A 22,324-nucleotide genomic window follows, 5' to 3' on the forward strand; every position below is an offset into this window, starting at 1 on the left:
TTATAACTCGAAATTCGACCTATTACTTTAGTTTTTATAAGCTTAATGATTAGAGCAGCAGTGTTTTTGCTATTGTTGTGCAATTCCGCGCAAGTCGTCAATCTTTTTGTATCCGTGGGATTGCATAAATTTTTTTAGCCCTTCGATGATTTCTATCATTGTCTTTGGATTTGAAAAAGTTGCCGTTCCGACTTGAACTGCAGCTGCTCCTGCCATTATAAATTCAACTGCGTCTTGCCATTTTGAAATTCCGCCCAAGCCGATTACAGGAATTTGCTGTTCCTTTGGAAGTGAATTTATTGCTTTTACAACGTCATAGACCATGCGGAGCGCAATTGGTTTTACGGCAGGTCCGCAAAGTCCGGCTTTTATGTTGTCAAACACTGGGCGTCCACTTTCAATATCAATTGCCACTGCTTGAATTGTGTTTATTAGACTTAATGCGTTTGCTCCGGCTTTTATGCAGGCAAGTGCTACAGAAACTAAATCCGGTGCGTTCGGAGATAGTTTTACAATCAAAGGCTTTGATGTTGCTTTTCTAACTGCGCTGACACAAGTAAAAGCTGCTTCTGGAGCTATTCCCCATGCCATTCCGCCTGCCTTTACATTTGGACAGCTTATGTTCAGTTCAATTGCCGGAACTGAAGTTTTCTCTAAAAGTTCTGCGCCTTTTACGTAGGAATCAAGGTCGTGGCCTGCGAGGTTTGCAATTGAAACCGTGTCCAGCTTTAGCATTTCCGGAAGCTCGTTTTGAATAAAATGCGGAACTCCAGGATTTTCAAGTCCTATTGAATTTATGTCGCCAGATGAAACTTCGATAACACGCTCACCGGAATTTCCTTTCTTTGGATCTAGTGTAAGACCTTTTGAACTTATTCCGCCTAACTTTGAAACATTGAAAAATCCGCGGTAGTTTTGTCCAAAGCCGAATGTTCCGCTTGCTGCGATTACTGGATTTTTAAATTTTATTCCTGCAATTTCAACAGTTAAGTTTGGCTCTATGTCTTGCGGCAATGGATTTTTCTTTGCACAAACTGGTTTTTCAAATTCGAGGATTTCAGCGTTAAAAACAGGGCCGTCCTTGCATACCCTGCGGTTTCCTTCTTTTGTGTGTACTGTGCATCCAAGGCAAGCTCCGGCTCCGCAAAGCATCTTTTTTTCTATGCTTAAAAAGCATTTTACGCCTGCTTCTTTTGCAATTTTTTGTATATAGGCTAGCATTGGTGCAGGACCGCAGGCATATATTGCGCTGTACCCTTCGTTTTTTATGGTGTCAGATGTCAGTGCGGCTGTTACCATTCCGTGGATTCCGACAGAACCGTCATCGGTTGTTATTACAAGTTTTTCCGGGTCTACATTTTCCAAGCCATAAGAGCCACTTTTAAAGCTTGCGTAGAAGTCATAGCTTTTTGGTGAAAGCGATGAAGCAAAATTTGCAACCGGAGCAACTCCAATTCCGCCTCCGCAAATACAAAGTTTTCCTTCTGCTTTTTCAAAACTGTTACCTAAGGGGCCAGACAGTTCTACTAAGTCGTTTTTAAAAAGGTGGCAAAGCTCAACTGTACCTTCACCTTTTTGCAAGATTAAAAACTGTACCCTTAAAATGGTATCAGATTTTCGTTCGGCATGATAAACACTTATTGGGCGGCCAAACTGAACATTGCTTCTTGCGCTTTTTATAAGATAAAACTGGCCTGGCAAAGGTGAAACTTGGGTTTTTCGTTCAAGTTCAAGTTCTGTTTCTAAAAGAAACACATTGCTGTGAATTTGTTTGCATTCTGTAACTTTTGCATTTCCTGAAAAAAGAAGTCCGTTTCCGTCTTTGTCAATTTCTGGTTTATCCATAAAAACCCCTTGTTAATGACCGTTAGTTTTGTGTTTATTAGTATTACCGAATGTTAGTTAATTCATTCTTTGAAGTTATAGCGGCTTTTGCGGCGGCTTCTACTATGTCATCAAATGAAAGAAGTTTTCCGTCTTGCTGTTTTTTTATGCAAGTTGAATCTTTTTTCCAAGCACATAGAATTCCGCGGGAAGAATTTACTGTTCCGCCTGCATTTTTTAAAAGGGATGCGCAAATGCTTGCGGCTCCACCTTGTGCGCCGTATCCTGGAATTAAAAAGAAAATATCTTTATAGGTTTTTCTAAGATAATTTGCATCACTTTCTTCTGTGCATCCTACAACTGCTCCAACAGGGCTGCAGGTTTGCTCCGAAAAAGTTTCCTTCATCTGATTGCTGAGACGTTCCAGTTCTTTTCCGACTTCATCGAGCACACGGCCGCCCGATTTCAATTCTTTTTGTTCAATATCTATCATTCCCGGGTTGCTTGTTCTAAGCAGAACGAAAATTCCTTTTCCTTTGGAAGCGCAGAATTCTGTAAAAGGCTTTAATGTGTCGAATCCCATGTAAGGATTTATTGTGATTATATCTGATTCAAAATCGCCTGAAAAATGGGCTTTTGCATACGCGCTTGCTGTGGCTGCAATGTCTCCTCTTTTTATATCGGAAATGCAGATTAGCCCGGAGTCTTTTACAGCTTTTAAAGTCTCGGCATAAACTTTAAGTCCTTCAATTCCCATTGCCTCGTAGTAAGCAATCTGGACTTTAAAGCAGCAGGCGCTTTTGTCTTCTGTGATTTTCTTTATTAAAAGTTTATTGTATTCAAGAACAGCTTGCGCCGGAGAAAATTTTTCAACTAAATTCTGTGGAATATAAGACGGATCTGTGTCTAGTCCAACGCAAAGAGGTCCGTTTTTTGCGGCTAGCTCTTGTAAAATTTGCATATTGTGTTTCATGCGCTGATTATACCATGAGCTAGTTTTAAAAGTCTATTGCTGCGTAAAGATGAAAAGAGATTCCCCAGTCAAGCTGGGGAATGACAGAAAATATACAACTTACCCGATAATGACAGATAAAGTAAAGATGCATTATCCGGCTTGACTGAATATTTTTTTAATAGTTAGTTTCTGAAGCTATGAATTGGAGCTGGGATTCTTCCGCCGCGGTTTATAAAGTCTGCGCAGCCGAATTTGTTTACATCGATTACAGGACAGCCTCCCAAAAGTCCTCCGAATTCAACCCATTCACCGGCTTTTTTCCCTGGAGCTGGAATAAGGCGCACTGCGGTTGTTTTATTGTTTACCATTCCAATTGCCATTTCATCTGCCATGATTCCGCTGATTGTTGTTGCAGGCGTGTCGCCTGGGATCGCAATCATGTCAAGTCCTACAGAGCAAACACAAGTCATTGCTTCAAGTTTTTCAAGAGTAATGGAATGCTGCTTTACGGCGTTAATCATGCCTTCGTCTTCGCTTACAGGAATAAATGCGCCGCTTAATCCTCCTACGTTTGTTGAAGCCATTACACCGCCTTTTTTTACCATGTCGGTAAGCATTGCAAGAGCTGCTGTTGTTCCCGGCGCGCCTGCTCCTTCAAGTCCGATTTCTTCAAGAATGCGGGCAACACTGTCTCCAACTTCCGGTGTAGGAGCAAGGGAAAGGTCTAGGATTCCGAAATTTACACCAAGGCGTTTGGCGGCTTCTGTTCCGACCATTTGTCCCATGCGTGTAATTTTAAATGCCATTTTTTTGATTCCGTCTGCAAGTTCGTTTATTGGGCGGCCTTTGTATTCGCGGGCGGCTGCAAGAATAACTCCAGGTCCTGAAACACCAACGTTGATTACAGCGTCTCCTTCTCCAGGTCCGTGAAATGCTCCTGCCATAAACGGATTGTCTTCCGGCGCATTTGTAAAGACTACAAGCTTTGCGCAGCCATTGATTTCACAGTTGCGGGAGACTTCGGCAGTCTTCTTTATTGTTTCTCCCATGAGCTTTACGGCATCCATGTTGATTCCGTTTTTTGTTGTTCCCACGTTTACGCTTGAACAGACAAAATTTGTTGTTGCAAGAGCTTCTGGAATTGAATCAATTAAAATTCTATCTGCCGATGTGATTCCTTTTTGAACAAGCGCGCTGAATCCACCAATGAAATTTACGCCGAGTTCCTTTGCGCATTTGTCCAGCGTGCGGCAGTATTCAACGTAGGATTTTTCTCCGCTTGCTCCAGCGATCAGTGCGATTGGAGTTACAGAAATTCTTTTGTTGATGATTGGAACTCCGAATTCTTTTTCTATGTCCTGGCCTACACGCACAAGGTTTCCGGCATAGCGCATTATTTTGTCATAGATTTTTTGATTTGCTTTTTTTGCATCTGAATCCGCGCAGTCTAAAAGAGATATTCCCATTGTTATGCATCTTACGTCGAGTTTTTGGCGCATAAACATATTTACTGTTTCTTCGATTTCTATAGGTGAAAAAATCATAAATCCCTCAAAGTTCTAAGTTGAACTTTATTTTACTTTATTGTGTGGATTGTTGCAATTGATAGGGCGAAGGCGGATTTTGGGTTTTAATGAGAGATTCCCGCGTCGGAGCATGAAAATGACACAAGGGCAAACACTGGAATGGCAGAAAATTTATTTTCAAAAAAAATCATAAAAATTCCTCAAAGTACTTGACAATTCCTGGGGGGGGGTATACTTGGAGAACCAAATAAAAGCGATTCTGCATTACAGAGTTCTTGTTTGGCAAATTCAATTTATAAGGAGTGAACTTATGAGAAAGTTTGCTAAAATTTCAGCTGTATTGGCAGCTATGGTTCTTGCGCTTGCATTTGTAGGCTGCAAGTCTGATGATGATGACGATGATGATGTGTCTAGCTCAACATTGGGTATTAGCGGAACAGAAAAAGCGTACTGGATTTCTGTAGAAGAAGAAAAAGATGGTTTTACTAAATACGCTAAAACCTACATCGAATTTACTAGCGACACAACTGGGAAAACATACAAATATTTTGACCAGGATGATGTTGATAAAGGGAAGGCTTCTTCTGTTGGATATTTCGTAGAAACTGAAGCTACTTTTACAAGTAGCGGAAATACATTGACTTTAACTGGTTTTACTGTATATGAATATAAAAATGGTAAATGGGATTCTGAAAAGTTTGAAGCTGAAGGCTGGTCAGAAACTTACACAATTTCTGGCTCAGAATTGACTGACACATTTAAGGATGAAAAAGAAACCGAAACAACTAAGTATATAAAAGTTACTGAAAAGCCAACAGAACCATATAAAGAGTAGTTTCTTAACATATTCAAGTTAAAAAGAATGCTCCAGGTAAAATATCTGGAGCATTTTTGTTTTTATAGAAGATTCCCGTATCAAGTACGGGAATGACACAAGGTCTAGGACACGGGAATGATGCAAGGTCTGGAAATGGCAGTTAAGATTTTGCCTATTTGTCATTACCCTGCTAGAGCGGATAATCTTGCGTTTTATTTTTTAATTTCTTCAAGCGCGGTGTCGGCAGCGATTTTTCCGTAGATGCAAATATCTGCTACTGCGTTTCCTCCAAGACGGTTTGCGCCGTGGATTCCGCCTGTAACTTCACCAGCCGCATAAAGTCCTGGAACTGGATTTTTGTCTGTGTCCAAAACTTGCGCCTTTGTGTTTATTGTGATTCCGCCCATTGTATGATGAACAGCAGGCCCTACTTCAACAGCATAGAACGGAGCTTTTGTAAGCGGCCGCGGCATTTCTGAAGCTTTCCTGCCAAGCGGGTCATTTCCTGATTTTTGAATCTGCGCATAATCTGCCATTGTCTTTTCAAATTCATCCGCTGGAATTTCAAGTTTTTCTGCAAGCTCTTTTGCGGTTTCGCCTTGGGTAATAAGGGCATTCTTTATATAAGTTTCAATTGCCTTTAAAGATTCACGAACATCCTGGTCAAATACAAGAAATGCAGTTTTTCCTTTTTGCGCAAGAATGGCCTTTGACATTACATCGCGGGTTGCCATTTCTGTGCAGAATCTTTTTCCGTCGCGGTTTACAAGAATTGCTCCGTTTCCGCGGACAGCTTCTGTTATCATTGTGCCGTTTCCCGGAACAACTGTCGGGTGAGTTTGAATTTCTTCCATCTGAGTAAGACCGGCATTGAATTTTTTTATCCAGCTGAATGCGTCTCCAGTTGCGCCTTTATGGTTTGTAGTTCCAAATCCTTCAAGTTCAGGTTTGTAGGAAACGACCATCTGCGGATTTGCGCCGAATCCTCCTGTTGCAACTATCACGGCTTTTGCGCTGATTGTGTATTCATTGCTTCCTGCAAAAACTTTTACGCCGGCTGCTTTTCCGTCTTTTTCGATTATGTCAAGAACTTTGTTTGAATAGCGGATTTCTGCTCCAGCGTTCAATGCGGCTTTTTCAAGAGCAGGAATCAAATTTGAGCCAACAGCAGCTCCTCCTTGCGGCCGGTGAGTGCGTTTGTTTGTTGAGCCTGCCATTTTTCCAACATCAGTCAAATCTGCACCAATTGAAATAAGCCAGTCTACAGTTTCCGCAGATTTTTCAGTCATGTTGCGTACAAGCTCTGGATTGTTCTTGTAGTGTCCGCCTTTCATTGTGTCTTCAAAAAACTGCTCGTTTGTGTCTTGAATTCCAAGTTTCTTTTGAATTGAAGTTTCACTTGCGTTAAGTCCGCCTGTCGCAGAAATTGTGTTTCCGCCTGCGTTTCCCATTTTTTCAAGGACAATTACTTTTGCGCCTTTGCTTGCAGCTTCTGTTGCCGCAGAAAGTCCAGCTCCGCCAGCTCCGATTATAACAATGTCGCAGGAAGTGTCCTTGTATTCTGCTTGCTCTGATTTTTTTCCGTGGGCTGAATTTATTGCGTTTTCCAAAGCCGCTAAAGTTGCCTTGGAAGTTATCGTTGCGCCTGAAACTGTATCGATTCCGGCTGCTTTTCCTGTGGAAGCGAATTTTTCAAGAATTGACTTTATTGCGGGTTTTGCAAAGTCTGTTTCTTCTTCTTTCAGGATTTCTGTTGAAGTGATTTTTCCGTCTTTTACAGAAAATGCGATTTCAATTGCGCCGTTTCTTCCGTCCGCTTTGCCAGAAAATGTTCCGTCTGGCAGAGCTTTTGGCTTTGAACAGGCTGCCATTACAGCTATTGAAATTCCTGACGCAACTATAAAAATTGCCGCTGCCAGTGAATTCCGTAGATTCTTGTGTTTCATATATTCCTCCGAAAAATTTTTTGCCGGTTAAAATATACATTAAAAACACAAGTTAGTGTAGGCTAATATTAAAATTCTTCGTCTTCAAGCTGAACGCAGTTTGGATTGTTGCGGCACCAGTTTTCCGAGTATGAAGCTTTTTTGCAGAATATTTTTACAGAAGTTCCGAATGCGCTGTTTTCAATAAAATCTACTGATTCTGGAATTATAACTTTTGTTTCGCTTCCGCAGTTTACAAAAGATTCTTCTCCGATGCTTATAACGCCTTCCCTGATTCTTACAGATTCCATGTCTGTTCCAAAAAAGGCTCTTCTTCCGATTCCTTTTATTCCTTTAGGAGTCGCCACATTTTTTTTGCTTCCGCTGTAAAATAAAAGCATACTGTTAAATGTGTTGAACATCATTCCGTCTTCGTATTTGTAGTTTTTGTTGATTGGAAGATATTTTTCGCTGTTTGGAAATGCTGATTTTGCGCATGAAATCAAGTTGTCTGGAAGAACAAGGTTTTTTATTCCGGTGCAGTTTGCGAATGCTTTTTCATTTATGGAAGTAATGTTTTCATGCAAGACGATTGACTGAAGCCCTGTGCAGTCTTCGAAAGTTCCTTCTTCAATTGTAGTGATGTTTGACGGAATGTCCACGGACTCAAGGGATGCGCAGTTGTAAAATGCACGTTTTCCGATTGCCATTAAATTTGGAGGAAGCACAACCGACTTTAAATTTACACAGTCAGCAAAAGCGTTTTCTCCGATTACAAGGACGCTTTCTGGAATTTTTATAGAAGAAACCATGCGGTGGTTGTGAAAAGTTGTTCCTGTTATTTCTGTTGTTCCCTCTGGAATTTCAACATCGATTAAAGGCAAATCCATTTTTAGCTCCGATAAAAATTAGTTGTACTAATATTATCATTCTTAGCATTTGATGTCTAATGTTTTTTTATCTTTGTGCGCAACGTTTGAACTTTATTCAGATTATTTATATAGTAGAGATATGAAAGAAACTTTGCATTTTGTAAAAGCCAGCACAAGATATAAGAGAGAGCATAAAAGCGACTATGGAAAGGAACGCATAGAAATTCTATACGAGGACAAGGATATTGTTGTTATAAACAAAGCTTCTGGGCTTCTTTCTGTTCCTTATCCGGGAAGCAAATCTCGCACTGCGATTGAGCTTCTGGAAAAAATTATGCGTAAAAAAGGAACTTTTTCTGAAAGTCACCGGCCTTTTGTTGTGCATCGTTTGGACAGAGACACAAGCGGAGTTATGATGTTTGCCTTGAATGAAAGGGTACAGAAAAAAATAATGTCCACTTGGAAAACTATGGTTACAGATAGGCTTTACAGGGCTGTTGCGGAAAATCCTAGAAGAAATCATCCTGAATTGCCGGACTTTGGCCTTATAGATGAACCGCTTGCAAAAAATGCGTGCCATCAAGGCTATGTTCCAAAAAAACTTGATGACAAGGCTGAAACTTGCGAGGCACGCACAAATTTCAGTGTTGTGTTACGGGGCAGAACCCATACGCTTTTTGAGCTTTCTTTGGATACAGGCAAGAAAAATCAGATAAGGGCGCATTTGGCTTCAAGGCATTATCCGCTTGCCGGAGACGAAAATTATAGGGCCAGAACTGACCCCTTTCATAGGCTTGCTCTTCATGCAAGAACATTGGCGTTTATTCATCCTGTTACGGGAGAAAAAATGAGCTTTGAAATTCCAGAGCCAGAAGAATGGGAGCAGTACGTTAAAAAAGGCGATTTGCATCCTCAAATTCCAGTTTGGGCTAACGAACGTAAGGAGCGAATTCAGTATAATGCGCAGATTGAAAATATAAAAACTCCCGACCATTCGTTACGTCGCCAAGCTAGAAAAATGGATTTTATTGCGCGCGGAAAATCAGGAATTAAATAAAAACTAACGATAGTTTATTGTTATACTGATTTATTAGAAAAAACTATAGCTGGCTATAAAGAAAATCTTCTTGTAGCACAACTTGAATTTCACTATTATTTTATTATGCAGATTAAACTTAACAATTTGAAAAAAACATATTCAGGTCCAAACGGAAAAATTGCCGCTGTAAATGGAATTTCACTGGATATTCCAGAAAATACAATTTTTGGAATAATCGGAAAAAGCGGAGCTGGAAAAAGCAGTCTTGTGCGTTTGATAAGCCTTCTTGAAAAGCCGGACAAAGGTGAAATTTTTTATGACAACGACAGAGTTGATAACCTTGGAAAACGCGAGCTTATTTTGCGCCGCAGAAAGATTGGCATGATTTTTCAGAATTTTAATCTGTTCAGTTCAAGGACTGCTGAAAAAAATGTTGCTTATCCTCTTGAAATTTGCGGAACTCCAAAAGAAGTTATAAAGCCGCGTGTTCAGGAAATGCTAAAGCTTGTTGGACTTGAAGACAGAGCCGCTTCTCCTATAAGCACACTTTCCGGCGGACAAAAACAGAGAATTGCGATTGCCCGTGCGCTTGCAACTCAGCCTGATATTCTTTTTTGCGATGAAGCTACGAGCGCTCTTGATCCGCAGACAACAACTTCAATTTTGAATTTAATCCGCGACATTCAAAAGAAAATGAATTTGACAGTTGTAATGATTACTCATCAGATGGAAGTTGTGCGCGATGCTTGTGAGCAGGTTGCGGTTGTTGATTCTGGAAAAATTGTGGAGCAGGGAAGCGTAAAGGAAATTTTCAGCTGTCCTAAGTCAGAAGTTACAAAAGAATTTATGAGAGGAATTTCTTCGAATTCAAAAGATGAAATTGTGCGCTGGTCTGATGAAGGCGGGCAGTTTGAGCTTCATTTTATTGGAGAAAAAACCGGAGAGCCTGTTTTGAGCCGCATGGCAAAGCTGTTCGATGTGGAATTCAATATCAGGGCAGGTGGAATTCAGCGTATAAAGAATGAAGACATTGGAGCTTTGTTTGTTGATTTTTCCGGCAAAAAAACTGAAATAAAAAAGGCTCTTGATTTTTTAAGGGAGCAGGGCATTCTTGTTGAAGACATTTCTGGAGGAAAAAAATGAGTCAGATTTTTGCTTTAGTTGGACAGTCGTCTTTGCAGACTTTGGAAATGGTTTTCTTTTCTACATTATTTTCTCTTGTGCTTGGTTTTCCTGTGGGCGTTTTGCTTTACATTACAAATCCGACTGGAATTTCTCCGCGTCCAATTTTGAATCAGATTTTAAGCCGGATTGTAAACGTCTTGCGTTCTTTTCCGTTTATCATTTTGATGATTGTGCTTTTTCCGCTTTCACGTCTTATGCTGGGAACAAGTATTGGAACAGAAGCTACGATTATTCCGCTTAGCATTGCCGCTGCTCCTTTTGTTGCTCGTGTAATAGAAACTGCTTTAAGCGAAGTTGATTCTGGAATGATTCAGGCTGCAAGAGCAATGGGCTCAACAAACTGGCAGATTATTTATAAAGTTGTTATTCCGGAAGCTTTTCCGTCTGTGATTTCAGGAATAACGCTTACAATTATAAACTTGATTGGATATTCTGCGATGGCTGGAACAATTGGCGGTGGCGGACTTGGAGACTTGGCAATTCGATACGGTTACCAAAGATTTCGCACTGATGTAATGATTGCGGCTGTTGTTGTTATTCTTGTGCTTGTTGAGCTGATTCAGTTTATTGGAACTGTTCTTGTAAATAAAATGCTTAGCAAACGCTAGACTGTTTTTCCGCCCCAGCGAACTGAATTCTGCTTTTCATAGCTGATTGCTTTGTCAAAGTCAGCTTTTGGATCGCAGTTTTTTTCTATCTGAAGAGCGGCCGCATGAAGCCTGTTTATGCATTGGCTTTTGTCATTGTAGCCGAGCTTTGATTTTTCTATTGCGTCTCCTAGAACTCTTATGCTTTCATCGTAAATTCTAAGCGGAACAGGAAATGGATGTCCGTCTTTTCCGCCGTGGGCAAAACTGAATCTTGCCGGATCTTTGAATCTGCTTGGAGTTCCATTTATTACTTCGCTGATTAAAGTCAAGGATTGCAATGTTCTAGGACCAAGCCCCGGAGTTAAAAGAAGACTTTCAAAATTTTTTGCAGGACTTTCATAGGCGGTTGCAAGAACTGCGCCAAGCCTTTTTAAGTCCACATCTTTTTCTGTAACATTATGATGAGAAGGAAGTGTTATGCTCCTTTCATTTTGAATTTGGATTTCAGTTTTGTCTTCAAAAAGCTCTTGCTGAATTTTTTGTGGAAGTCCAAGTTCTTGCACGGATTTTATTTCGGCGATTATTTTTTCAGGCTTTTCTTTTGAAAGTGCAAGAATTGAATTTCTTGTGCTGGCTGCAGAAGAATCCGTGAGATTTAAAATCAGGCCTTTGTTTTCTCCTGTAATTCCTGAATGCGGCTCTTCAATAAATGAATTTAAATTTTGCGAGCACCAATGGTAGCGGCGTGCTGTTTTGGTTTGAGTGTTCATTCCTTGCTGAACAATTGCCCAGTCGCCTTGGTCGCTTAAAATAAAATTGTGCTGATAAAGCTGAAATCCGTCTTGAACTGCGGCCCCGTCTACTTTTGCTGAAAGCCTGCTTGCGTTTACAAGAGAAGTTCCGTCTAAACCTGTCGCTTCGCTTAAATATAAAAGTTCTTGCGGTGTTCTGCGCGAATATTTTCCTCTTCCGCCGCAAACGCAAAGTCCGAATTCTCTAGCCCGCGGATTTATTCCACGCTTCAAGGCGTACATTACGCTTGTTGTTATTCCGGAAGAATGCCAGTCCATTCCCAGAACTGCTCCAAATGACTGAAACCATAAAGGATCGCTTAGCCTGCGCAAAACCTCTTTTTTTCCATATTGAATTAAAAGCGATTCTACAATCAAAGTTCCAAGGTCGCGCATTCTGTCTGCAAGCCATTTGGGAACTGTTCCAACATGAAGCGGCAAGTCAGCGTGTCCTGTTCTCTTTATCATTTTAGTCCAAAACTCCCATTGAATCCAAGATAAGTGAAGCTGCGACAGTTGATGCTGTTTCAGTCCGTAGAATTCTTTTTCCCATGCTTAAAAGCTCAAAGCCGTTTTGCTTAAAAAGCTGACGTTCGGAATTTGTCCAGCCGCGCTCGCTTCCAATTGCGGCTACTGCTTTTTGCGGTTTTTCTTTTAATGCGCATGAAAGGCTTTGTGAAGGCTCAATGTTGTCAAGCGCAAAAAGTTTTCCTTCAAGGTCAATTTGTTCAAGGCAGTTTTCTAGCGTTTGGTGAATAAAAAGTTTAGGGATTTGAGTAGAGCCTGCTTGAACACTTCCGTCCAAAAGAAATTTTTTTGCTTCGCCTTTTGTTGCAATATCTGATTTTAAATACGATTTTTCACCAAGCTCTGTTCCTGTAAGATGAACTTCCTGCACTCCCAAAGAAGCCATGTCGCGCAAAAGTCTCTTGAGCTGAATCGGCCGGGGAAATCCAATAATCATTTTAAGAGGATAAAGTTTTTTTCCGTCGGATTCTGGTGTGAAGTCAAAATAAATTTTTCCGCCTTTGAATGTTTTTTTTCCGTCGGAAGATTTTTTTTCTTCAACAGAAATTTTTTTTATTATGGCAGTTCCGGCCTGACCTCCTATGATTCCTGCTGAAAAGCTTTCACCTTCTTTTTTATGCAGAATTTTCAGAATGTGCTGGGCGCGCTCATCTTGAATGTCAAGCGGATTTAAAATTTCTTCCGGGGAAAAAAGGCAGATGTTCATTTTAAATGAATTTTCTAAGCTCCTGATGCTGAATCATTTTTGTTTTTACGGCGATTATGTAACTTCCGAACATTGCGGTAAGAGCGTCGATTCCGGCTGCATAGGCGCAGATAACGGGAACTGCATTTTTTAAAAGAAGATAGCCGGATTCAAATCCACGTCCGTACAAAAGGCACATCGAAGTTATTGCGGCAAACGGTCCGCCCAAAGGAATTTCTGCCAAAGCAAATGAAAGCAAGAAAGAAACTCCTGCAATCCACAAAACGTCTAGCACTGGAATTCCAAGGCTTGAGTAAGAGCGCAAAATAAGAACAAAGCCAGCTGCCTGGACTAAAGCTGCTCCTCCGCGTCCAAAAATAGAAAAAAGCGGAAACGAAAATGCGTTGATTCTTCTTTTTATTCCGAGGCTTTCTTTTCCGTGGCGAAGATTTAATGCAAGCGCAAGGTTTGTGTCTCCGCTGAAAAATGCGACCAAAAAAGGACAAATGGAAGCATACAAGACCCTGTAAGGATGCATTTCATGGCAAAGAAATCTTAATATTAGCGGATAGATAATAAAGGCTACGATGAGTAAATCAGCAGTGAGCATTATTATAAGTCCGTTGTAAACTCCGCTGCTTATTGCCGAAATAAAATCTATTGTCCAGCGGCACATTACGGCAATCATTCCGACTGCGAAAATTTCAATGAAAAAACTCAATACAATGTAAAATACTTTGCTAAGGGAATCAAAAAGTCCGACTGCGGCTTTTGAAGCGTTTTTATCACTGGCGGCTCCAGCTCCTGCAAGTCCTGCAAAGATAAAGCAAGGCAAAAGATATGCGCCGTCCATCAAAGATTCAAACCCGGAAAAAGGAAAAAGTTTGGTTATCAAAGTCTGCCATGCAAATGAAGAAACTTCGGAAGCTTTTTCAGTTGTGATTGGAATGCGCGGAAGTTTTATTGCAAGCGCGGAAACAAGTCCTAAAAGCATAAGCGCGAATGATGATGAAAATATTACGCCGAAAGTCCAGGCTGAAGCTTTTGTTAAAAGTTTTTCATCCCGAAGCTTAAAAAATGAAATTGAAACAGAAAAAAACAAAACTGGAAGAAGCGCGTATCTTCCAAAGCGGACTGCAATTTCCACAATAAAATCAAGAGCCGCTTGTCCCTGAACTGTTGAAGGTGAAAAAACAAGGGCGGAAATTAAACCGATTGCAATGCCAATTAAATATTTAAGCCAAATTCTCATAGCAACGGATTATAGCAAGGCTCAAGGAAAAATACAATTAAGCAAAGTTTCCGCAGGATTATTGAAGCAGCATCTGGTCGTTTTGAAGCGAATGCTTTTTTATGGCGCGGAATTTTTCAATTATTGAATCCATTGTAAGTTTTTGCTTTTCTTCTTTTCCTATGTCCATTATAATTTCGCCTGAATCCATCATCAAAAGCCGAGAACCATAGTCAAGAGCGTGCTGCATATTGTGAGTTACCATCATAACTGTGAGATTGTATTCCTTTGCAAATTTCCGTGTAAGCTCCATTACAATCGCAGCGTTTGAAGGGTCAAGGGCGGCCGTGTGTTCGTCAAGCAAAAGAAGAGATGGCTTTGACATTACAGCCATAAGAAGTGTTAGAGCTTGTCTTTGTCCGCCTGAAAAAAGCTCAACATTGTCGCCGAGCCGGTTTTCAAGACCCATGTTCAGCTTAGAAAGCTCTTCTCTAAAAAAACTGCGTGTTTTATTGTTCAGGCTGATTTTTAGTCCTTTGAATCCTTTTTTTGATGCAATGATCATGTTGTCTTCAAGCGACATTTTTCCGGCTGTTCCTAAAAGCGGATTTTGAAAAATTCGTCCGATGTATTTTGCGCGTTTGTATTCTTTGTCTTTTGTTATGTCCTTTATTCCGTTTTCTGTTTCAAGAAAAATCGAGCCTTCAGTTGGTGAATATGTTCCGGAAATAACATTGTACAAAGTTGATTTTCCGGCTCCGTTGCTTCCGATTACAGTTATAAAGTCGCCTTTATTAATTGAAAGATTTATGTTTTTAAGCGCGGTGTTTTCGTCTGGAGTATTTTTGTTAAATGTAATTCCAATGTTTTTTAGCTCAATCATTTTGAAGCTCCGTTTTTAGACGATTTGAATTTTTCTTTTAAATTTGTGCGGGAAATAATAAGGCAGATTATAATTAAAATTCCTGTTGCAAGTTTTAAGTCGTTCGGCGTTATGTGGATTTTGTATCCGTAGCTGCGGGCAAGCATCATAAGCGCTCTGTAAATAAAAGAGCCTGCTATTACACGGAATGTCTGCACTGAAATTTTATTTGAGCGGATTGCAAATTCTCCGAGCATTAAAGAAGCAAGCCCTGAAACTACAATTCCAGTTCCCATTCCAACGTCAGCAAAGCCATTGTACATTGCCGCAAAAGCTCCTGCCAAAGCTGCAAGCCCGTTTCCAAAGCAAATTCCAATTCCTCTTAAAATGCTTGGATTTATTCCCTGCGAAACTATAAGCTGCGGATTTGCTCCGAGCGCGCCCATTGTGAGTCCAAGGTCAGTATGATAAAAAAGATCGAGAAGAGCCTTTAGTGCAAAAACAAAAATAATCAGAAAAACAACAATTCCCCACTGCGGATCAACTGAAGGAAAATATTCGTACATTGAATCAGAAATCTTTGAAAACAATGTCGGAATCTTTAAAAAAGAAACATTCGCTTTGTTTGACATAATTCTAAGATTCACGGAATAAAGCATTGTCATTGTTAGAATTCCTGCGAGCAAATCTGGAATTTTTAGTTTTGTGTAAACCGCGCTTGTTATAAGGCCTGCTGCAAGTCCTGAGCAAAATGAAATAAAAATCGATGCCGCCGGATTTATGCCTTTTAAAAGACAAGCTGCAAGAACGCAAGCTCCCAAAGGAAAAGAGCCATCAACTGTCATGTCGCAGAAATTCAAGATTCTGAATGTTGAAAAAACACCCAGAACCATGATTCCGTAAATAAGTCCTTCAATTATTATTGATGAAATCATAAGCTTTTATTTTTCTGAAAGTTTTCCGTTTTGATATATGAAGTTTGCCGAATCAATATATTTTTGGTCTATTGAAATTCCGCAGTTTTTGGCTGAATCCAAATCAATCAGAAAATCTGAATCAGAAGGATCTGTCATAAATCTTACAGGAAGGCTTGCAGGTTTTGCTCCGTTAAGAATTTTCACAACCATTTCGCCAGTCGCGCGGCCTGCTTTATAATAGTTGAATCCGCTTGCCATAAAAATTCCGCCTTCTTTTGCTGCTGTAACGTCTCCTGAAAAAATCGGCTTTTTTGCTTTTCCAAAAACATTTACAAGGCTTGCAATTGCACTGAAAACTGTGTTGTCTGTGGAAAGATAAATTCCGTCCACTCTGCTTACAATTGCTTGTGCAGCTTGTTTTACTTCATCTGATTTTGTAATGCTTTGAGTTACAAGATTTATTCCTGCTTCTTTGCATCCTTTTTCCACAAGTGAAAGCGCGCTTGCAGAATTGTCTTCGTTGCTTGTGTAAATATATCCAAGAGTTTTTATTTTGGCGACTTCCTTAAAAAGCTTTATGTGCTGCTCTGTCGGAATCGCATCGCTCATTCCAGTTACATTGCGCTGACCATGTTCTACAGTTGAGACAAGTCCGGCTCCAACTGGATCTGTAACTGTTCCAAAGACAACTGGCGTAGTTTTTATTGCTGTGGCAAGCGCGACCGCTACTGGTGTTGCTATTCCAACCGCGACGTTCACTTTTTCCGCTTTAAACTGATTTGCAATTTGGGCTGCGGTTCCAACATCTCCGTTTGCGTTTTGCAAGTCGTAATCCGCATCGATTCCAGCGTCTTTTATTGCATCAATTACGCCACGCTCAATGTCGTCCAAGGCAACGTGCTGAACAATTTTTGCAATTCCTATTTTAACTTTTTTTGCTGGCTTGGCATAAACTGAAAATGCAGAAAAAAGGGCTGCAATAAAAATAAGTTTTTTCATATTGTTTCTCCTATAAAAAGTCAATGAGGAAATTTCAATTTCCGATTTGGCTTTTTTGAGCATATTCGCAATGAAATGAGAATATGCAGTTGATAAGGAAGTTTGCAACGCAAACTTGTGAATAAAAACTTTGACGCTATTTCAGACGAAGTTTTTATTGCACTCTCCTAATGTAAGAATGAATTTTTGTTTGCTTTGAAAAAGTTTCAGCATCTTTATGTTACTACTAAAAGAAACGTTTGTAAATAGATTTATTCAAAAAAAAACTGCCCGACAAAGTTTAACCTTTAGCCGGGCAATGACATGAAATTTCAAGTATGAAAATGATAGTCAATCAGAATTTATTTTTTACTTAGTGTTTTGTACTCATCGAATTCTGCAAGCATTTCTGCATCTTTGTTTTTATCAAGAAGGCTTACTACAACAGAAACGAAAAGGCAGATTATAAAGCCAGGAAGAATTTCATAGATGTTGAAAATTCCGCCGGACATATTGTGCCAAAGGACAACCGTGATTCCGCCTGCAACAAGTCCTGCTATTGCGCCTTTATTTGTCATTCCGCGCCAGAACAACGCAAGCAGAACAAGCGGTCCGAATGTTGCGCCGAATCCAGCCCAGGCATAGCTTACAAGTCCGAAGATTGAGCTTTCTGGATTCAAGGAAAGGAAAAATGCAACTGCCGCTATTGCAAAAACCGTTATGCGTCCGACATTCAGCACAGATTTTTCATCCGCATCTTTTTTTATAATTCCTTTGAAGAAATCTCGGCTTACTGCGCTTGCTGCTGAAAGAAGCTGGCTGTCTGCTGTGCTCATTGAAGCTGCAAGAATTGCGCAAAGGAAAATTCCTGCTATAAATGCCGGATACATTTTAAGCATTGTTTCGCTGAAAACTGTTTCGGCTGCGGCTCCAGAAAGAAGCTTTGGCATAAGATATGCAGTTCCAAGCGTTCCGATTATAAAAGTTCCGATGTATGAAATTATCATCCAGACTGTTCCGATTCTGCGGGCTTTTGTAAGTTCTTCTTCTGAACGGATTCCCATAAAGCGTACAATTATGTGAGGCATTCCAAAATATCCAAGTCCCCAGGCAAGAGCTGAAACAATGGAACTTGCGCTGTAGTTTTTGTTTGCTGTGAATTTTGCAAGCATTTCCGCGCCGAATTCTCCGTTCATGGCTTTTTCACTGAAATCCGCTGCTTTTGCAAATGCTTCTGCCGGTCCTCCGAGCGCAAAAACTGCAATCAGTGAAGAAACAACAAACGCCACAAAAATCAAAAGTCCCTGTATAAAATCTGTTGTGCAGACCGCAAAGTATCCGCCCATAATCGTATATGAAAGGATTACGACAAGTCCGATTACAAGCCCTGCATGATAAGGAAGATTGAATACAGAATTGAAAAGTTTTGCGCAGGCTACAAATCCTGAAGCTGTGTAAATAGTAAAGAAAAGAACAATGAAAATAACAGAAACAAGTGAAAGAAGGTGAGTCTTGTCTTTAAAGCGATTTGTAAAAAATTCTGGAATCGTTATGGAATCTCCAAAAGCTATTGTGCAGCGGCGAAGCGGTTTTGCAACAAAAAGCCAGTTCAAGTAAGTTCCTGCAATAAGTCCAATTGCAGTCCAGAATGTTTCCTTGATTCCTCCAAGATAGCAAAGTCCGGGAAGTCCCATTAAAAGCCATGCTGAAGAGTCAGAGGCTTCTGCGCTTAATGCCGTAACCCAAGGCCCGAGTTTTCTTCCGCCCAAAAAGAAGTCAGAAGAACTGTTGTTTTTCTTTGCGTTCCTAAGTCCAATGTAAACCATAAAGCCAAGGTACAATGCAAAGGCTATGATTTTTGCAATCATTTGTGATGTCATAAGTGCTCCAAATTTAAATATATGCAATTTTAGTGCATAAATATGATGTTTTCAACAGGAAGATTCGCCGGCATTGCAACGCTTTTGTTATAAGGTCGAATGTCGAGTTTTAATAAAACAGCTACTAAACAATTATTCCTATGCTAACAAGGCTGTAATTGCCGTGCTTGACACGGCAATCTTGCTAAAAAAAGAGCAAGAGATTATCGGGTCAAGCCCGATAATGACACTAAAATTTAAAACTCGAAATTGAGCCTTTTATTTTATGCGATAAAAAACACGCTAAATTCTAAAAACGTTTCCATGAAAATATAATAAAACGCCATGGAAAATAAAATGAAATTCATTCAAATAAAAGTTTTGAAAAAAAAATTGACAATATTTTTATAATGTGTATACTGAAATTATGGAAACGTTTCCACGTTCCATGCTATGTATTTCATTGTTTTGGATTTTTTTAGGAGGAAAAAATGAAAAAATTTATTAAAGTTGCAGCAGCTGTTGCTATGGCGGCATCTTCTGCTTTTATGCTTGCTTCATGCGGTGGAAAAAAACAGCTTACAGTTCGCTACTTGAACTTTAAGCCGGAAGTTGCAGGTGTTTACCAGGAACTTGCAGACGAGTATGAGAAAGAAACTGGTGTAAAAGTTGTTGTTGAGACAGCGGCCAACAATTCCTATGAACAAACTCTTATGTCAAAAATGTCAACAAAAGAAGCTCCAACTCTTTTCCAGATTAACGGACCACGCGGATACGCAAACTGGAAATCATATTGCGCAGATCTTTCAAACACAGAAATCTACAAGCATCTTTCAGACAAATCTTTGGCTGTAACTTCTGGAAAAGGTGTTTACGGTGTTCCTTATGTTGTAGAAGGCTACGGAATCATTTACAACAAGGCTATCACAGACAAATACTTTGCTCTTTCAAACAAGGCAGTTCCATATTCAAGCATGGAAGAAGTAAACAACTTTGCAAAACTCAAGGCTGTTGCTGACGATATGCAGAAGAACGCAAAAGTTCTTGGAATTGACGGTGTTTTTGCTTCTACATCATTGAAAGCCGGCGAAGACTGGAGATGGCAGACTCACCTTGCAAACCTTCCAGTTTACTATGAATTCAAGAACAACAACATTGATCTTGCTTCTGATGCAACAAAGAAAATCAAGTTCCAGTACGGAAAAGAATTCCAGAACATTCTTGACCTTTACTTGAACGATTCTACTGTTGACCGCAAGGCTGTTGGAACAAAAACAGTTACAGATTCTATGTCTGAATTTGCTCTTGAAAAATGCGCAATGGTTCAGAACGGAAACTGGGCTTGGGGACAGGTTGCCGGTGTTTCAGGAAACAAAGTTCTTCCAGAAAATGTAAAATATCTTCCAATCTACACAGGTGTTGAAGGCGAAGAATCACAGGGCTTGTGCATTGGAACAGAAAACTTCTATTGTATCAACGCAAAAGCTTCAGCAGAAGAGCAGAAAGCTACAGCAGATTTCGTTTACTGGCTCTATTCAAGCGACTTTGGAAAGGACTATGTAACAAACAAACTCGGATTCATTGCTCCGTTTGACACATTCTCTGACAGCGAACGCCCAACAGACCCACTTGCAGTTGAAATCAGCAAATGGATGAGCAAGCCTGGAATTACATCTGTTGCATGGAACTTCACATTGTTCCCTTCACAGACATTCAAAGACAACTTCGGAGCTTCTTTGCTTAGATATGCACAGGGCTCAAAGAGCTGGGACGATGTTGCAGCTGATGTTGTTTCTACATGGGAAAAAGAATCTAATATGTAGAATTTTCGCGGACTCTGAAAAAGATTCCGCGTGTCTTTCACAGTCCTTCATTAGTTAAAAATATATTTGTTCCTGCGGTGGAGCTTATCATGCAATTGGTTTTGCCGCAGGAATGCCTTTCAATTCTTCAGAGGTGAAAAATGAAAAAACCATTGGCGGGGTATTTCCCTATATTTCTTTTGCCAACTTTGCTGGCATTTGCAATGTTTTTCGTGATTCCTTTTTTAATGGGAATCGGACTTTCTTTCACGGACTTTCCTACTGTTACAGATGCTACTTGGGTTGGCTTTGCGAACTATGTCAAGGCTTTTACCGCAGACAATGAATTTATTCACGCCTTGGGATTTACTTCATTATTCACTGTTGTTTCAATTGTAACTGTAAATGTTTTTGCATTCAGTCTTGCGGTTCTTCTTACAAGGGAACTTAAGGGAGTTGCGATTTTCCGCTCGATTTTCTTTATGCCGAACTTAATTGGCGGAATCGTTTTGGGATATATTTGGAATCTTCTTATAAACGGTGTTCTTTCGAATTTTGGAATGGACATAACTTTTAAGACACAGTTTGGTTTTTGGGGACTTGTAATTCTTACAAACTGGCAGCTTATCGGATACATGATGGTAATTTATATTGCCGGACTTCAGAATATTCCGAATGATTTGATTGAGGCCGCCCAGATTGACGGAGCTTCTCCAATGACTGTTCTTTTTAAGATAAAAATTCCTATGGTAATGCCTTCAATTACAATTTGTACATTCCTTACGCTTACAAACACTTTCAAAATGTTTGACCAGAACTTGGCATTGACAGCTGGCGCTCCAGAAAAAACAACGGAGATGCTCGCTTTGAATATATATAACGCTTTCTACGGACGCAATATGCACTGGCACGGAGTAGGACAGGCTAAGGCTGTTGTTTTCTTTATCATCGTTGCGGCTATTGCATTTATTCAGCTTAAACTTACAAACCAGAAGGAGGTTGAACAATGACACTTTCAAAGCAGAAGACCTGCAGCAATACAATAGCTTTTGTTTTTCTTTGCTTGCTTTCGGCTATATTTTTAATTCCGATTTTGCTTGTTTTGCTCAACTCCTTTAAGTCTCGCCTTTATATTTCAAGTTCGCCGTTTGCAATGCCGAACTCAGAGACTTTTGTTGGTTTTGAAAATTACCTGAACGGGCTTTCGTCTTCGGGATTCTTTATTTCGTTTGTCCGTTCTGTGTGGGTTTCAATTGCTTCTGTCCTTGTGATTATTGTCTGCACGTCGATGGCTTCCTGGTTCATTGTCCGTGTAAAAAATAAATTCACAAAGGCAATTTATTTCCTGTTTGCATTCAGCATGATTGTTCCGTTCCAGATGGTTATGTACACAATGACTTTCGTTGTAAACAGAATCAGCTTTGACAACGTTTTTGGAATTGTCTTCGTTTACCTTGGATTTGGAGCCGGACTTTCTGTGTTTATGTTTACAGGATTTGTAAAGGCTGTTCCGCTTGAAATTGAGGAAGCTGCTGAAATTGACGGCTGTAATCCTCTTCAGACATTCTTCCTTGTTGTTTTCCCGATTCTAAAGCCTACTATTATTACGGTTTCAATTTTGAATTCGATGTGGGTTTGGAACGACTATTTGCTTCCTTATCTTATTTTAGGAACTGACCACAAAACTGTTCCTGTTGCCATTCAAATTGCAATGCAGGGAGCTTACGGCGCAACTGACTACGGCGGATTCATGGCGATGCTTGTTCTTGCGATTATTCCGATTGTAATTTTCTACATTGCTTCGCAGAAATACATTATAAAAGGCGTAATTTCCGGGGCGGTAAAAGGCTAAGGACACATTCAATCTTAAGGGCGGATTTTCCGCTCTTTTGCCGTATTGTTTGTTTTAAGGTAAAACAGTTTATTTAAAAAATGCAG

General features: G+C 40.0%; 19 protein-coding genes. 7 read left to right on the forward strand and 12 right to left on the reverse strand.

Annotated elements, in window-relative coordinates; genetic code table 11:
- Positions 1 to 69 precede the first annotated feature (69 nt).
- From B3209_RS09315 to B3209_RS09325, 3 genes are all read right to left on the reverse strand, one after another.
- Positions 70 to 1,845: a dihydroorotate dehydrogenase gene (locus B3209_RS09315; RefSeq protein ID WP_296690553.1), complete on the reverse strand. Its 1,776-nt coding sequence runs from the start codon at positions 1,843 to 1,845 to the stop codon at positions 70 to 72.
- A gap of 43 nt (positions 1,846 to 1,888) precedes the next feature.
- Complete coding sequence (gene pyrF / locus B3209_RS09320) at positions 1,889 to 2,797, reverse strand: orotidine-5'-phosphate decarboxylase (protein ID WP_296690554.1); 909 nt, start codon at positions 2,795 to 2,797, stop codon at positions 1,889 to 1,891.
- A 164-nt stretch (positions 2,798 to 2,961) separates the two neighbouring features.
- The gene (locus B3209_RS09325) at positions 2,962 to 4,323 is read right to left on the reverse strand and encodes a PFL family protein (RefSeq protein ID WP_296690555.1); all 1,362 of its coding nucleotides are present in this window, start codon (positions 4,321 to 4,323) and stop codon (positions 2,962 to 2,964) included.
- A 292-nt stretch (positions 4,324 to 4,615) separates the two neighbouring features.
- Between B3209_RS09325 and B3209_RS09330 the strand changes: the two genes are divergently transcribed.
- On the forward strand, positions 4,616 to 5,140 hold the full coding sequence (locus B3209_RS09330) for a hypothetical protein (RefSeq protein ID WP_296690556.1): 525 nt from the start codon (positions 4,616 to 4,618) through the stop codon (positions 5,138 to 5,140).
- Between the two features lie 194 nt (positions 5,141 to 5,334).
- On the opposite strand, the gene B3209_RS09335 is transcribed toward B3209_RS09330, so the two are convergent.
- Together B3209_RS09335 and B3209_RS09340 are read right to left on the reverse strand one after the other, a co-directional pair.
- Positions 5,335 to 7,068 (reverse strand): flavocytochrome c, encoded by a 1,734-nt coding sequence (locus B3209_RS09335; protein WP_296690557.1) that lies wholly within the window; start codon positions 7,066 to 7,068, stop codon positions 5,335 to 5,337.
- Positions 7,069 to 7,136: 68 nt separating this feature from the next.
- Positions 7,137 to 7,937: a leucine-rich repeat domain-containing protein gene (locus B3209_RS09340; protein WP_296663764.1), complete on the reverse strand. Its 801-nt coding sequence runs from the start codon at positions 7,935 to 7,937 to the stop codon at positions 7,137 to 7,139.
- A 121-nt stretch (positions 7,938 to 8,058) separates the two neighbouring features.
- On the opposite strand from B3209_RS09340, the gene B3209_RS09345 reads away from it, so the two are divergent.
- From B3209_RS09345 to B3209_RS09355, 3 genes are all read left to right on the forward strand, one after another.
- Positions 8,059 to 8,976 carry an RluA family pseudouridine synthase gene (locus tag B3209_RS09345; protein WP_296663762.1) on the forward strand — a complete coding sequence of 306 codons (918 nt, stop codon included), beginning with the start codon at positions 8,059 to 8,061 and terminating at the stop codon, positions 8,974 to 8,976.
- Between the two features lie 105 nt (positions 8,977 to 9,081).
- Complete coding sequence (locus B3209_RS09350; RefSeq protein WP_296663760.1) at positions 9,082 to 10,101, forward strand: methionine ABC transporter ATP-binding protein; 1,020 nt, start codon at positions 9,082 to 9,084, stop codon at positions 10,099 to 10,101.
- Positions 10,098 to 10,751, forward strand: coding sequence for a methionine ABC transporter permease (locus B3209_RS09355; protein WP_295796760.1), 654 nt, complete (start codon positions 10,098 to 10,100; stop codon positions 10,749 to 10,751). The genes B3209_RS09350 and B3209_RS09355 overlap by 4 nt, the downstream gene beginning before the upstream one ends.
- Here B3209_RS09355 and B3209_RS09360 read toward each other — a convergent pair.
- The 7 genes from B3209_RS09360 to putP all read right to left on the reverse strand — a co-directional run bounded on the left by B3209_RS09360 (position 10,748) and on the right by putP (position 18,605).
- Entirely contained in the window at positions 10,748 to 11,992 is a 1,245-nt protein-coding gene (locus B3209_RS09360; RefSeq protein WP_296663758.1) for a DUF763 domain-containing protein, read from the reverse strand. The two genes, B3209_RS09355 and B3209_RS09360, sit on opposite strands and share 4 nt — an antisense overlap.
- A gap of 1 nt (position 11,993) precedes the next feature.
- Positions 11,994 to 12,758: an RsmE family RNA methyltransferase gene (locus B3209_RS09365; protein WP_296663756.1), complete on the reverse strand. Its 765-nt coding sequence runs from the start codon at positions 12,756 to 12,758 to the stop codon at positions 11,994 to 11,996.
- Position 12,759: 1 nt separating this feature from the next.
- Positions 12,760 to 13,989: a dicarboxylate/amino acid:cation symporter gene (locus tag B3209_RS09370; RefSeq protein ID WP_296690558.1), complete on the reverse strand. Its 1,230-nt coding sequence runs from the start codon at positions 13,987 to 13,989 to the stop codon at positions 12,760 to 12,762.
- A gap of 58 nt (positions 13,990 to 14,047) precedes the next feature.
- Entirely contained in the window at positions 14,048 to 14,851 is an 804-nt protein-coding gene (locus B3209_RS09375; RefSeq protein WP_296690559.1) for an ABC transporter ATP-binding protein, read from the reverse strand.
- Positions 14,848 to 15,765, reverse strand: coding sequence for an ABC transporter permease (locus B3209_RS09380; protein ID WP_296663752.1), 918 nt, complete (start codon positions 15,763 to 15,765; stop codon positions 14,848 to 14,850). The genes B3209_RS09375 and B3209_RS09380 overlap by 4 nt, the downstream gene beginning before the upstream one ends.
- 6 nt (positions 15,766 to 15,771) lie before the next feature.
- Positions 15,772 to 16,746, reverse strand: a complete 975-nt coding sequence (locus tag B3209_RS09385; RefSeq protein ID WP_296690560.1) for an ABC transporter substrate-binding protein — start codon at positions 16,744 to 16,746, stop codon at positions 15,772 to 15,774.
- 341 nt (positions 16,747 to 17,087) lie between these two features.
- Positions 17,088 to 18,605: a sodium/proline symporter PutP gene (gene putP, locus B3209_RS09390; RefSeq protein WP_296663749.1), complete on the reverse strand. Its 1,518-nt coding sequence runs from the start codon at positions 18,603 to 18,605 to the stop codon at positions 17,088 to 17,090.
- 470 nt (positions 18,606 to 19,075) lie between these two features.
- Between putP and B3209_RS09395 the strand changes: the two genes are divergently transcribed.
- From B3209_RS09395 to B3209_RS09405, 3 genes are all read left to right on the forward strand, one after another.
- A complete protein-coding gene (locus B3209_RS09395; RefSeq protein WP_296662067.1) occupies positions 19,076 to 20,407 on the forward strand; it encodes an ABC transporter substrate-binding protein in 1,332 nt (443 codons plus the stop codon).
- A gap of 140 nt (positions 20,408 to 20,547) precedes the next feature.
- A complete protein-coding gene (locus B3209_RS09400) occupies positions 20,548 to 21,396 on the forward strand; it encodes a carbohydrate ABC transporter permease (RefSeq protein ID WP_296662066.1) in 849 nt (282 codons plus the stop codon).
- A complete protein-coding gene (locus B3209_RS09405; protein ID WP_296662065.1) occupies positions 21,393 to 22,238 on the forward strand; it encodes a carbohydrate ABC transporter permease in 846 nt (281 codons plus the stop codon). The genes B3209_RS09400 and B3209_RS09405 overlap by 4 nt, the downstream gene beginning before the upstream one ends.
- The last annotated feature ends 86 nt before the right edge of the window (positions 22,239 to 22,324 follow it).

The organism is Treponema sp. UBA6852 (assembly GCA_002449305.1).
In the GTDB taxonomy this organism is placed as follows: domain Bacteria; phylum Spirochaetota; class Spirochaetia; order Treponematales; family Treponemataceae; genus Treponema_D.